The organism is Oceanibaculum pacificum (assembly GCF_001618175.1).
Classification (GTDB): Bacteria; Pseudomonadota; Alphaproteobacteria; order Oceanibaculales; family Oceanibaculaceae; genus Oceanibaculum; species Oceanibaculum pacificum.
The window spans coordinates 1-12,729 of the sequence record NZ_LPXN01000104.1 but is presented as its reverse complement, the minus strand read 5'-3'; the positions used below and the strand labels follow the sequence as shown (position 1 = coordinate 12,729).

General features: G+C 65.5%; 10 protein-coding genes. 7 read left to right on the top strand and 3 right to left on the bottom strand.

From position 1 onward, the window contains the following. Together AUP43_RS09110 and AUP43_RS09105 are read right to left on the bottom strand one after the other, a co-directional pair. Positions 1 to 2,334, bottom strand: a complete 2,334-nt coding sequence (locus tag AUP43_RS09110; RefSeq protein WP_067555505.1) for a molybdopterin guanine dinucleotide-containing S/N-oxide reductase — start codon at positions 2,332 to 2,334, stop codon at positions 1 to 3. Between the two features lie 106 nt (positions 2,335 to 2,440). Further along, positions 2,441 to 3,403: a LysR family transcriptional regulator gene (locus AUP43_RS09105; RefSeq protein ID WP_067555502.1), complete on the bottom strand. Its 963-nt coding sequence runs from the start codon at positions 3,401 to 3,403 to the stop codon at positions 2,441 to 2,443. Positions 3,404 to 3,588: 185 nt separating this feature from the next. Here AUP43_RS09105 and AUP43_RS09100 point away from each other — a divergent pair, with 185 nt between their 5' ends. The 7 genes from AUP43_RS09100 (at position 3,589) to AUP43_RS09070 (ending at position 11,723) form a co-directional block, all read left to right on the top strand. Continuing rightward, positions 3,589 to 4,551 (top strand): TRAP transporter substrate-binding protein, encoded by a 963-nt coding sequence (locus AUP43_RS09100; RefSeq protein WP_198154864.1) that lies wholly within the window; start codon positions 3,589 to 3,591, stop codon positions 4,549 to 4,551. Positions 4,552 to 4,662: 111 nt separating this feature from the next. Further along, the gene (locus AUP43_RS09095) at positions 4,663 to 6,030 is read left to right on the top strand and encodes an MmgE/PrpD family protein (protein ID WP_067555500.1); all 1,368 of its coding nucleotides are present in this window, start codon (positions 4,663 to 4,665) and stop codon (positions 6,028 to 6,030) included. 24 nt (positions 6,031 to 6,054) lie between these two features. Then, entirely contained in the window at positions 6,055 to 6,522 is a 468-nt protein-coding gene (locus AUP43_RS09090) for a TRAP transporter small permease (protein WP_067555498.1), read from the top strand. Positions 6,523 to 6,526: 4 nt separating this feature from the next. Next, positions 6,527 to 7,819 (top strand): TRAP transporter large permease, encoded by a 1,293-nt coding sequence (locus AUP43_RS09085; RefSeq protein ID WP_067555495.1) that lies wholly within the window; start codon positions 6,527 to 6,529, stop codon positions 7,817 to 7,819. A gap of 1 nt (position 7,820) precedes the next feature. Further along, positions 7,821 to 8,582, top strand: a complete 762-nt coding sequence (locus tag AUP43_RS09080; protein WP_067555492.1) for an enoyl-CoA hydratase/isomerase family protein — start codon at positions 7,821 to 7,823, stop codon at positions 8,580 to 8,582. Between the two features lie 18 nt (positions 8,583 to 8,600). Further along, positions 8,601 to 10,190 (top strand): AMP-binding protein, encoded by a 1,590-nt coding sequence (locus AUP43_RS09075; protein WP_198154863.1) that lies wholly within the window; start codon positions 8,601 to 8,603, stop codon positions 10,188 to 10,190. A gap of 321 nt (positions 10,191 to 10,511) precedes the next feature. Continuing rightward, the gene (locus AUP43_RS09070; RefSeq protein ID WP_067555486.1) at positions 10,512 to 11,723 is read left to right on the top strand and encodes a tyrosine-type recombinase/integrase; all 1,212 of its coding nucleotides are present in this window, start codon (positions 10,512 to 10,514) and stop codon (positions 11,721 to 11,723) included. 158 nt (positions 11,724 to 11,881) lie between these two features. Here the strand turns inward: AUP43_RS09070 and AUP43_RS19220 are convergent, their stop codons facing one another. After that, positions 11,882 to 12,172: a MerR family transcriptional regulator gene (locus tag AUP43_RS19220; protein WP_067555483.1), complete on the bottom strand. Its 291-nt coding sequence runs from the start codon at positions 12,170 to 12,172 to the stop codon at positions 11,882 to 11,884. Positions 12,173 to 12,729: the final 557 nt, after the last annotated feature.

The window sequence follows — 12,729 nt, the reverse complement described above, 5'->3', positions numbered from 1 at the left end:
CTACTCCGCCGCAGAGCGGGTTGGGCCGCTGAAGGCGGGCGGAGGATCGAAGGCGCGGATGGCCGGCAGCGGGCCATCATATCGCTCGCATTGCACGATGGTGGTCTCGCCGCAGCAGCCTTGGGCGAGGCGCGAGGTTCCGATGTCGCGGGTCAGCACGTTCGGGTTGCCATGCACGCACATCGGGCGCGCATCGCCGCCAGGCTGCGGGTCGTACCAGGCCCCAGTCGGCAGGTGGATGACGCCGGGCTTCATCTGCTCCGACAGTTCCGCCGCGGCCAGGCAGGCGCCGCGGGCGTTGAACAGGCGGACGATGTCGCCGTCCCGGATGCCGCGCTCCGCCGCGTCGTTCGGGTGCAGGCGCGCGACTTCCCGTCCCTTGCGCTTCTGGGCCTGGCTGTAGCCGCCGAAATCAAGCTGGCTGTGCAGGCGCGTCGCCGGCTGGTTGGCGATCAGCGCCAGCGGATGGGCCGGGGTCGGCCGCTCGGTCGGTTCCAGCCAGACCGGATGGCCGGGGCAATCGGCATAGCCGAACCCGTCTATGGTGGCGGAGAACAGCTCAATCCGCCCGCTGGGCGTCGGCAGAGGATGGGTCTCCGGCGCCTCGCGGAAGGCGCGCAGGATGCCGCCATCGTCCGGCTCAGAGGGCAGCGGGATTTCGCCGCGTTGCCAAAATTCGTCGAAATCCGGCGCTTCCAGACCCCGGTCGGCCAGCGCCTGGCGGGTCGGGGCGTATAGATGGCGCAGCCATTCCTCGGCCGAGCGGCCCTCGGTATATGCCTCGGCGACACCCAGCCGCGCCGCCAGGTCGCTGAAGATGGCGTAATCGTCGCGTGCCTCGCCAATCGGCGGGGCCGCCTTGCGCATGGCGATGAGCAACGGGTCGGTCGCCGCCGCGCCGATATCGTCACGCTCCAGCGTCATGGTGGCGGGCAGCACGATATCAGCGTGCCGCGCCGTCGCCGTCCAGGCGCTTTCATGCACCACAAGCGTATCGATCCGCGCGAAGCCGTCGCGCAGACGGTTCAAATCCTGATGATGGTGGAACGGGTTGCCGCCGGCCCAATAGACCAGCTTGATGTCCGGGTAGCGCAGCGACGCGCCGTTATACTCGAACGCGGCCCCCGGATTGAGCAGCATGTCGACGATGCGGGCCACCGGGATGAACGGACGCACGCCGTTCTTGCCCTGCGGCAGGGTGGGAATCGGCACCGCATTGTTGCGCCGGCCATAATGCGCTAGCGCCCCAAGGGCATAATTATAGCCGCCGCCGGGCAGGCCGATCTGCCCCAGCATCGCCGCCAGCGCGGCCGCCGCCCAGACCGGCTGTTCGCCATGTTCGGCCCGTTGCAGGGCATGGGCCACGGTGATCAGGCTGCGTCCGCCCGCCAGCCGCCGGGCCAAGGCCACGATGTCGGCCGCCGCGATGCCGGTGATCGAGGCGGCCCAGGCCGCATCCTTCGGCTGGCCGTCCGGCTGGCCTTGCAGATAGGCCTCGAAAACCGGATAGCCGACGCAATAGCGATCCAGGAAGGCGCGGTCGTGCAGCCCGTGCGCCATAAGGCTATGCGCCAGCCCCAGCATCAGCGCCACGTCGGTTCCCGGATTGACCGCCAGCCAGTGCGCCTTTGCCTCGACCGGCAGGTCGTCGCGAATCGGCCCGACCAGATAGAAATGCGTGCCGCGCTGCTGAGCCGCGCGAATCGCCTCGCTCTCGATATGCCGGCTGACGCCGCCGCTGGCGACCATCATGTTCTTCAGCGCCATGCCGCCGAAGCTGAGCACGGTGTCGGTATGCGCGCAAATCTGCTCCCAGGTGACGTTGCGCCGGCACACCAGCTCCAGCGGGCCCAGAATATGCGGCAGGATCACGGTGGAGGCCCCGGCGCTGTAGCTGTTGACCGAGCGCACATAGCCGCCGAAGGCGACATTCAGGAAGCGGTGGATCTGGCTTTGCGCGTGATGGAAGCGCCCGGCGCTCGACCAGCCATAGGAGCCGCCGAACACTGCTTCCGCGCCATGCCGGTCGCGGATGCGGACCAGTTCCTGGGCCAGCAGGTCCAGTACCGCGTCCCATTCCATCTCGACGAAATCGTCCTGGCCGCGCGCCGTGCTGGGGCCAGGGCCATCCCGCAGCCAGCCGCGCCGCACCATCGGCTTCAGGATGCGCGCCTTGTGCCGCAGGGCCTGCGGGAAATTATCCAGGATCGGCGACGGGCACGGGTCGGACGGGTGCGGCGTCACGGCGAGGGTGTGGCCATCCCAGGCGGCGCTGAAGGCTCCCCAATGCGCGCTGTGCGGCACGCCGCCCTTGGCCGAAGAATGCTCGCTCATATCGTCTCGCTCCGTATCGGGACGCGCATGATGCGACAGGACAATCCCGATGACGACAGCGAAATGGCGCGTAGCGAGGAGGAGCGGGGCGGAGAGTCCGGGTCGGTCAGTATGGGCTGTCGGGAATGCCGACCTGGCCCTGCATCCAGGGCGCAAGGCGGAGGATGCGGGGGACGCAATGCTGGATGGTCGCCTGCCGGGCAGCCGTGGCGATTCGTTCGATAAGGTCGACATTCTCGGTGTGTTGCGCGACCAGCCAGAGCTTGCGCTTCAGGGGCGCGCCATTCAGCGGGTAGCAGCGCAGATTGCCCGCTGACTGCATGCTTTTCAGCACCACAAGCGGCGTCGCGATGGTCCAGCCGAGCCCGGCGCTGACCATCGCCAGCACGGCGTCCGAGGTGTCCAGCTCATAGCGGTGCTGCGGCGCCAGCGCGCGCTCCCGCAGATAGGCGTCGACCTGCCGGCCAAAGAAGGAGCTGCGCGAATAGCGGATCAAGGGCATGTCCATCATCAGCTCCTCGGCGGTCTTCTCCTCCGGCGCGTCGGTCGGCGGGGCGACCAGGAAGAACGGCTCCTCGAAGATCGGGATGGCGATCAGGTCGAACTGATTGTGCGAATTGTCCGACGTGATCATGAAATCCACCCGGCGCTCCATCAGCGCCCGGATGCTGGTCTCGTTCACGCCGGACATGACCGACCATTGCGCGGCGATGGTGTCGAGCTGCTTCACCAGATGGGGGCCGACGGTCGCCGCGAAGGAATCGACCATGCCGATGCGCAATAGCGGCAGCAGCTTGTTCAAATCCAGATCGACGCTCTGCTCCAGCTCGCGCACCCGGCCCAGCAGGTCGCTGGCGCCCTTGTAGAAGGTGGTGCCCAGCAGCGTCAGCTTGGCCGGCCGCACCGCCCGGTCGATCAACTGGCCGCCCATGGCGCGTTCCAGCGCGGCGATGGCCTGTGACACCGCCGACTGGGTAAGTCCCAGCCGCTCGGCGGCGCGCGACATCGTGTCCTCCTCGACGGCGGCCACGAAGATTTCCACCGACCGCAGATTCATCCAGCTCTTCATCGTGCCTCCCGGCAGCGTGTTTCGGCATGAAAAGGCGTTGACCAGAGCAATCTTATATCTTATTATAATTATAAGTAAAACTAATAATGCGAATTCCCGTTCAACAAAACAGTTAGGCTAGGGGCTTAACGCAGGAGGCTAAAATGTCTCGAATCCTATTATCCAGAATGCTTTTGGCAGGGGCCGTGCTGTTCAGCGCGGCAGCCGTCGCGCCGGGGGGCGCGCTGGCCGATACGGTGACGCTGCGCCTGGGCAACATCACCGATCCCAAGCACTCCGAAACCAAGGCGCAGGAGTATTTCGCCAAGCTGGTGGAGGAGAAGACCAACGGCCAGGTGAAAATCCGCATCTTCTCCGGCGGGCAGCTTGGCGATGCGCCGAGCCAGCTGGAGGCGATCCGCCTCGGCGCGCAGGACATGTATGGCGGCGGCACCGGCAATTTCGGCAAGTATGTGAAGGATTGGAACATCACCTCGGTGGGGTTCGTCTTTCGCGATACCCCCCATTTCCTGAACGTGCTGGACAGCGCGCCCTACAAGAAGATGGAGCAGGAGCTGCTGGACAAGACCGGCTTCCGCATGGTGCTGCGCAACGGCGCGCGGCCGGGCAAGCCGATCATCTCGACCAAGCCGATTATGGGGCCGGACGATTTCAAAGGCCTGAAGGTGCGGGTGCCGCCATGGGAGGGTTTCGTGAAGACCTTCGAGGCGATGGGCGCCAAGACCGTCAGCGTGCCCTGGGGCGAGACCTACCTGGCGCTGAAGCAGGGCGTGGCGGAAGTGGCCTGCGCCACCGTTTCCGGCTTTTACGGCCAGTCGCTGCATGAGGTCGCCCCCTATCTGACGCTGGTGGATTTCTTCAACGACAGCTTCACCATCGTCATCGGCGACAAGAAGTTCCAGACCCTGTCGGCGGAGAATCAAAAGGCGCTGATGGAGGCCGGGCACGAGGCGGGCGAGTATTATTCCAAGCTCGCCGTCGAGGACCAGGCGGAGGTGATCGAGAAGATGATCGCCGAGGGCGCCATCGTGATCCGCATGAGCCCGAAGCCGTTCATCGACAAGATGACCCCGGTGATCGACTCGATGGAATCGCAGAAGGTCTGGACCACCGCCGGCCTGTTCAAGCAGTTGCAGGCGGTCGACTGACCCTTGTTATCGGCCCCGGCATCCGTGCCGGGGCCGCTTTTTCCCGACCTTTCCCTTCTTACGACGCCGTGCCGGCGCGGGCTTTGCCATGCGCGCACGCAGGAGCCTTACATGGACCGATCCGCCTTACCGCCGGTGAGCCGCACGCTCGCCGAATTCGTCGCCGCGCAGAGCTGGGACACGCTGCCCGAGGAGGCGAGGGAATGTTCCAAGCAAGCCATTGCCGACTGCATCGGCGGCGCGCTGGCCGGCCTGACCGAGCCGCCCAGCAAGGTTGTCCTGGCGCTGGCCAGCACCGAGCCCGGCAATACGCCGATCTGGGGCGCGAAGATGGCGACGACGGAGCGCACGGCGGCGCTGGTGAATGGCACGCTCGCCCATGCCCACGATATTGACGACACCAACGAATCGATGCGCGGCCACCCTTCGGCCCCGGTTGTGCCGGCGATCTTCGCCATGGCCCCGGCGGCCGGCGTGGACGGCAAGGCGCTGATCGCCGCCTATGCGGTCGGCGTCGAGATCGAGGCCAAGCTGGGCCGGGCGATGAATATGGAGCATTACGAGCGCGGCTGGCACACCACCTCCACGCTGGGCACGCTGGGCGCCGCAGCCGCGGCGGCGAACCTGCTGCGGCTGGATGTCGACGGCTGCGCGCGCACGCTGGCGATTGCCGCCACCATGGCCTGCGGCCTGCGCTCCAACTTCGGCACCATGACCAAGCCGCTGCATTCCGGCCTGGCGGCCGAGCATGGCGTTTCGGCGGCGCGGCTGGCGGCCGCCGGCCTCAGCGCCAACCCGAACACGCTGGAGGCCAAGGAAGGCTTCATCGACCTGTTCTGCGGCTTCGATCATGTGATGGCCGACAAGGCGGTGACCGACCTGGGCGCGCCGTTCGACGTCGTCAGCCCGGGCATCCTGTTCAAGATCTACCCGACCTGCTCGCTGACCCACCATGTGCTCGACGTGCTGCTGGAAGGGCTGCGGAACGGCGATATCCGCCCCGAGGCGATCGAGCGGCTGAATTGCGGCATCGGCTATCGCTGCACCAACACGCTGCCCTACCACCAGCCGGAAACCGGGCTGGAGGGCAAATTCTCCATGGAATATTGCATTGCCGCGGCTTTGCATTACGGCAAGGTCGGCTTCGCGGAGTTCACCGACGCGGCGGTGCAGGCCCCGGCGATCAAGGCGATCTATCCGAAGCTGAACATCTATATCCATGACGAGCTGCGCGCGCGCGAATCGGTGTTCAACGATTTCGCCGATATCGAGGTGATCCACACCGACGGCACCGTCTACAAGAAGCGCCTGTACAAGCCGAAGGGGCATCCGACCAATCCGCTCTCCTGGGCGGAGCTGGAGGCCAAGTTCCGCGGCTGCGCCGATCCGGTCGTGGGCGACGCCGCCGCCGCGCATGCCTGGACGGGCCTGCGCTCCCTGGACACGCTGGGGTCGAAAGAGATCATCTCTCTTCTCTAGTCCCTGTAACCGGCGGTGACGGTGATGACACAGTTCGAAAAATGGCTGCAGCGCGGTGAGGAGGGGTTGGCCACCTTCCTGGTCGGGATACTGACCCTCACCATCGGGGGGCAGATCGTCTTCCGGTACTTTCTCAATTCCCCGCTCTCCTGGAGCGAGGAGCTGTCGCAGTTCCTGCTGATCTGCCTCTGCTTCGTCGCCGCCACCGCCGTGCTGAAACGCGGCGAGCACTATTCGATCGACGCCTTCATCAACATGCTACCGGCGCATCTGCGGCGCATGGTGGAGGTGTCGGCCGGGCTGGTGCAGTTGGCCCTGTTGCTGGGGCTCGCCTATTACTCCTTCAGCATCGCGCAGCTTTATATCGGCACGGCATCGCTGATCCTGCGGATACCGGAGGAGATCAAGGCCTATCTGATGGCCTATTGCTTCCTGTCGATGGCGCTGCACATCGCCCTGCGGGTCGCCCGAACCTTGAAGCGGGAGGCCTAGGATCATGGAAGGCATCGTCTTCGCGCTGATCCTGGTCGTCCTGTTCGCCGCCAACGTGCCGGTGGCGCTGACGCTGACGGCGGCCACCGTCGGCTTCATCCTGGTCGGCAGCGACTTCCCGCTGGAGATCGTCCCGCAGCGCATGTGGGGCGGCGTCAAATCCACCGTGCTGTCGGCCATTCCGATGTACATTCTGGCCGCCATCCTGATGAACAATATGGGCGTGACGGAGCGCATCTTCCGCTTCGCCCATGCGCTGGTCGGCCATCTGCGCGGCGGGCTGTATTACGTGAACGTGCTGGGCAGCGTGATCTTCGCCGGCATGTCCGGCTCCAACACCGCCGACGTGGCCGGGCTGGGGCGCATCGAAATCCGCGCCATGATCGATGCCGGCTACAACCGCGCCTACAGCGCGGCGATCACGGCGGCCTCCTCGATCATCGGCCCGATCATCCCGCCCAGCATCATCCTGGTGGTGTATGCGCAGCTCGCCAATGTGTCGACCGGGCAGCTCTTCCTGGCCGGCATCCTGCCCGGCTTCGTCATGGCGCTCTGCCTGGCGGCGATCATCTTCGTCATCGTGCGGACCCGCGACATCGCCGGCGTGCCGTTGCAGCGCGCCACGCTCCGCGAATTGCTGGTCAGTGCCCGCGACGGCTTCTTCGCGCTGATGGCGCCGGCGATCATCGTCGGCGGCATGACGCTGGGCATCGTCACCCCGTCGGAGGCCGGCGTTCTGGCGGTATTCTATTCGCTGCTTCTGGGGCTGATCTATCGCAGCCTGTCGGTCGAGGTGGTGGTGCGCTCGCTGCGCGAGGCGGCCTTCTTCACCGGCGCGATCATGCTGGTGATCGCGGCCTCGGGCGCGTTCGGCTGGGCGGTGAACATCATGGAGGTGCCGGAGACCATCGGCACGGCGATCCAGGCAATCACCACCAACAAATGGGCGGCCCTGGCGCTGATCAATATCGGCCTGCTGCTGCTAGGCGCGCTGGAGGCAGGCTCGGCGGCGCTGATCATCGTCGCCCCGGTGCTGATCTATCTGGGCGACCTGTACGGCATCGACCCGGTACATCTGGGCATCATTACCGCGATCAACCTGACGCTTGGCTCGATGACGCCGCCGGTCGCGCTGTCGTTGTTCATCTCGGCGCAGATCGCCGAGGTGCCGATGCGCCGCGCGGTCTATGCGGCCATCCCGTTCTTCCTGGCGCTGGTCTCCTCGCTGATGATCGTCACCTATGTGCCGGACTTCTCGCTCGCCTTGCCGCACTGGCTGATGGGGGGAGGGCGCTGACATGCTGCAGCTCGAGATTCGCGACGACATCCTGCTGCTGCGCCTGAACGAGCCGCGCAAGCTGAACGCCTGGAGCCAGGCGGTGCGCGAGGAGGTGCGGCTGGCGCTTGCCTCGGCCGACGCCAACCCCGCGATCAGGGCGGTCGTCATCACTGGCGCGGGGGACCGGTCGTTCTGCGCCGGGGCGGATCTGGCCGACCCAACGATGGGCGTGCCGGAAGCCGCCCAGGGCCGCATGGACGCCTTCCGTGCGATGTATTACGGCATCCAGTCCTTCCGCAAGCCGCTGGTGGCGGCGCTGAACGGCTTCGCCTTCGGCTCGGCCTTCCAGGCGATCCTGCTGATGGATTACCGGGTCGGCCATCCCGGTGTGACGGTCGGGCTGCCGGAGATCAATTCCGGCATGCCCTGCATCACCGGCTCGGCGATCCTGTCCTGGTCGGTCGGGCCGATGATGGCCCGCACCATCGCCACCACCGGCCGCCCGATCGGCGCGGAGGAGGCGGTGCGGCACGGGCTGATCGAGGAGATCGTGCCGCCCGAGCAGGTGCTGGACCGGGCGATGGATGTCGCCCGCGAGCTGGCCGGCAAATCGCCGGAGGCCTTTGCCGAGACCAAGCTTTGGCTGCGCGATCTGACCCTGCCGGCGCTCGACGCCGCCTTCGCCCGCGCCGCCGAGGTGCGCGGCAAGGAGAATGTGGCGCATTCGGTGCGCGCCGGCATCGGCGACTTCTTCGGCCAAGACAAACCGACCCGGGCCTAGCCCTTCCCTGGAGAGACGATGATGAGCTGGAACGACACAGCCGGTTTCCGCCTGCGCGACGAATGGCCGGTGCCGGGCGAGGGTACCTTCCGCACCATCCTGGAGGCGCGCGCCAGGCGCGATCCCGAACACCCGATCTGCATCTGGGAGGGCGGCCAGCTCACCATCGGCGAGTTGCATGCCAAATCCACCCGGCTGGCCAACGCCTTCCTCGATCTCGGGCTGAAGAAGGGCGATCTGGTCGCGCTGATGCTGGACCAGCATGCCGAGCATATCGTGGCGCTGTATGCCTGCGCGCAGATCGGCCTGATGCGCACCTCGGTCAATGTCAGCGCCAAGGGCGACTATCTGGCCCTGCTGCTGGCCGACGCCAAGCCCGCCGCCATCGTCGCGGAGACCGGCTATCGCGATGTGCTGGGCGCGGCGATGGCGGCCTATCCGGTGCGCCACACAATCTGGAACGAGCCGGGCGAGTCGGGCGCGCTGAAGGCGCTGATCGCCGGGGGCGCGGACACGCCGCCCGCCATCGCCGCAGCACCGGACGACCCGCTGGTGGTCAACTACACCTCCGGCACCACGGGCGCGCCGAAGAAATTCACCCGCTCCGACCGGGTGCTGCAGATCGGCTCCATCGGCTGCCTGCTGATCGGCGACATGGAGCCGGGCGATGTCTGGCTGTTCTGGGAGCCGCTGTATCACGGGGCCGGCCACCAGACCGTATTCGCCGCCATCATGGAAAAGGTGACGCTGGCCCTGGTGCCACGCTTCAGCGCCTCGCAATTCTGGGATCAGGCGCGGCGCTACGGCGCCACCAAGATCCATTATATCGGCGGCATCCTGCCGATCCTGCTGAAGCAGCCGGCGCGCGACAATGACCGCGACCACAAGGTGAAGATCGCCTGGGGGGCCGGCTGCCCGGCCGATATCTGGGAGGAGTTCGAGACCCGTTTCGGCGTCGAGGTGCATGAGGGCTATGGCCTCAGCGAGGTGGCGAATTACGTGACGATCAACAGCGGCGGGCCGCGCGGCTCCATCGGCCGGCCGCTGCCCTGGTTCTCGGTCCGCCTGGTCGACGACGCGGATCGCGACGTGCCGCCGGGCGATACCGGCGAGATCGTGGTGAAGGGCAAGCAGCCGGGCTACACCTCCGCCTCGCTGAACAAGGTGCGCACCACGACGGCGGATGGCTGGATCAAAACCGGCGACCTGGGCCGGTTCGACGCCGACGGCTATCTGTTCTTCACCGGCCGCAAGAGCGACAGCCTGCGCCGGCGCGGCGAAAACATCTCAGCCTGGGAGGTCGAGCGCATCGTCGCCCGCCATCCGGCCATCGAGGAATGCGCGCTGGTCGGCGTCGATAGCGGTCTGGGCGCCGGCGACGACGATCTGAAGCTGTTCGTGAAGCTGAAGCCCGGCGAGGCGCTGGAGCCGCTGGCGCTGATCCAGTGGTGCGAGGGCAAGATGCCCTATTTCCAGATTCCCCGGTATGTCGCCTTCACTGACGATTTCCCGAAAACCCCCAGCCAGCGCATCCGCAAGGCTGAACTGTCGCGCGCCCTGACCGATTGCTGGGACATGAACGCCACGGGATACACCCTGCGCCGCTAGCGGCCCGACCCTCAACGCCCCAGCGCCATGGAAGCCCGCACCCTCCGGGGTGAGGAGGTGTGCCTGTGTTTGCAGTCTATGGCTGGGTATGGGGCCCTGGGGCAGGTAACTGGCGGAGGGAGCGTCCGTTGATGGGTTGGTCGCTGAGTATCAGGGAAGGGTGTGTATCGTTATTTATCAGTTAATTAAGCCTTAACTTGGGTCGCTGAAGAGTTAGAAGGACCGCTGGCGATGACAAAAATGGGATGGTGGAAAAGATGGGTGAGATTGGCTTGACTCCCCTGTAGTTCACTGCCGAAATAGCCTTCGACGGAGAAATCGATGGCCAGACGATATCAGCGCCTCAATGCCCTCGCCGTAACGCATGCCAAAACGCCCGGCATGCACCCGGATGGCGACGGGCTCTATCTGCAGGTTGCGCCTGGCGGCAGCAAGAGCTGGATATTCCGTTACCGGCTTAATGGGCGTAAAACGCCGCGCGATATGGGGCTGGGCCCGGTCCGGCTGGTGGGGCTCGCGGAAGCCCGCAGCAAGGCGCAGGAGGCACGGAAGCTGCTGCTGGAGAAAATCGACCCGCTTGAACAGCGCCGGCAGGGGCGGGCGCAGCGGGCGGCCGATGCGGCGGGAACCATCAGCTTCCGGGATGCGGCCGAACGCTACATCAAATCACAAGCCCCTGGCTGGAAGAACGAGAAGCACAAGGAGCAGTGGGGCGCCACTCTGGAGAATTATGTCTATCCGGTCATCGGCGCCCTGCCGGTCAACCTCGTCGAGGTTGGCCATGTGATGAAGATCCTGGATCCGATCTGGCCGGTGAAGACCGAGACGGCAAGCCGGGTCAGGGGCCGTATTGAATCCGTCCTCGACTGGGCCGACGCGCATCGCTACCGGAAGGGCGACAATCCGGCACGATGGAAGGGCCAACTCGAGAAGCTGCTGCCGGCGCCGACACGGGTGAAGCGGGTAAAGCACCACCCGGCGCTGCCCTACAGGGAATTGCCCGGATTTATCGATCTGCTCCGCAAACAGGACAGCATCGGCGCTCTCGCTCTGGAATTCACGATATTGACGGCGGCACGGACGGGAGAGGCTATCGGGGCCACCTGGGATGAGGTCGACCTGTCCGCGCGCGTCTGGACAGTGCCGGCCGAGCGGATCAAGGCCGGCAAGGAACACCGGGTGCCGCTCTCCTATCGGGCGATGGAGATACTGTTCATGATGCGCGAAGGACGGATGAACGCGTTTGTCTTCCCTGGCCTGCGCAAGGGCAAGCCGCTGTCCAACATGGCCATGCTGGGCGTTCTGAAGCGGATGGGATGCGGCCATCTGACGACGCACGGGTTTCGGTCTACCTTCCGGGACTGGGCGGCGGAGTGCACCAACTACCCGAGCGAAATGGCGGAGATGGCGCTGGCGCATACGATCGGCAATAAAGTCGAGGCCGCGTATCGCCGGGGCGATCTGTTCGACCGTCGCCGCCAGATGATGCGGGACTTCGCCTCCTATTGCGGCGGCGTGGAAGGTCCTGCCTGACGATGATCCACCCGCCATCGTGAGTACTGGCGGCCGAGCCCGACACCGTGCAATGGGTGGCCAGCGGTTCAAGCGACCCTGATGCCGGGATTATGGGGCGTCCGTCCCCAAGGCGCAGCGCCAGGGGGCGCAGGGGCAGGGGGCGCCGCGATAGGGGCCTACTCATCGCGGGCCGGCGGGCAGCTCGTGAGAAACTCGATCGCGGCTTTCAGGGGGATCAGGACTCTTCCACGGAGCTTGATGGACCGGAGTTCACCGTTTTCGATCAGCTCCTTCACGAGCGTCTTGCCCAGGCTCGTGGCCTTGCAGAAACCGTCGATGGAATAACAGAGCCACGGAATCTTCGGTCTGGTGTCCTTTCGACCGAGGGGGCGTTGGCGGATATGGGTGTTGCGGCGCGGCTGTGCGGTAGCTTGGGAGAGGTCAGAAATTTTGTCGTCTTTGCGCATCGGAGTTTCCTTAGGTCAGATCATTGATCTAGGAAGCCTCTCATAGGTTATCTCTCATTCAGGTAAAGCCCGATTGATTGGCCATAAGCTACTGGGATATAAAAACTATTCCGTCTGATATGGGTCTGGCGTTATTGATTTTCCGGGCGTGCTCGCGTTCTCTTCCTAGTTCCGGCCGGCCAGTCCGACGAGCAGGCCGGGCCAGTCGATTCGGTCGAAAGTGATCCTGTCGAGCCCTGCTAGGATGGGTGATGGATGGTCTGGAACAGGGCGCCGGGGAAAAGGGGGCATAGCCGCGCAGGAGACAGATATCGAATTCTGGCCCCGGTAAGCGTGTCGCGGCCGAGGCCGCTGCTAGAGCGTCGCTGGCGACTATTTTGCCCGTCGCTGGCGACAATTTTTGACGTCGCTGGCGACTATTCTGTATGGCGGCCGGCCCAGGAAACCGGTCCACAGGGCGACACGGCCTCTATTGCTAGGGGCGGAGATCGCCAATAAACCTGGGCCTGCGCGGCACCCAATCCGAGGCGGGGCGGCGCCAGTCTGGGGCGGTCTCG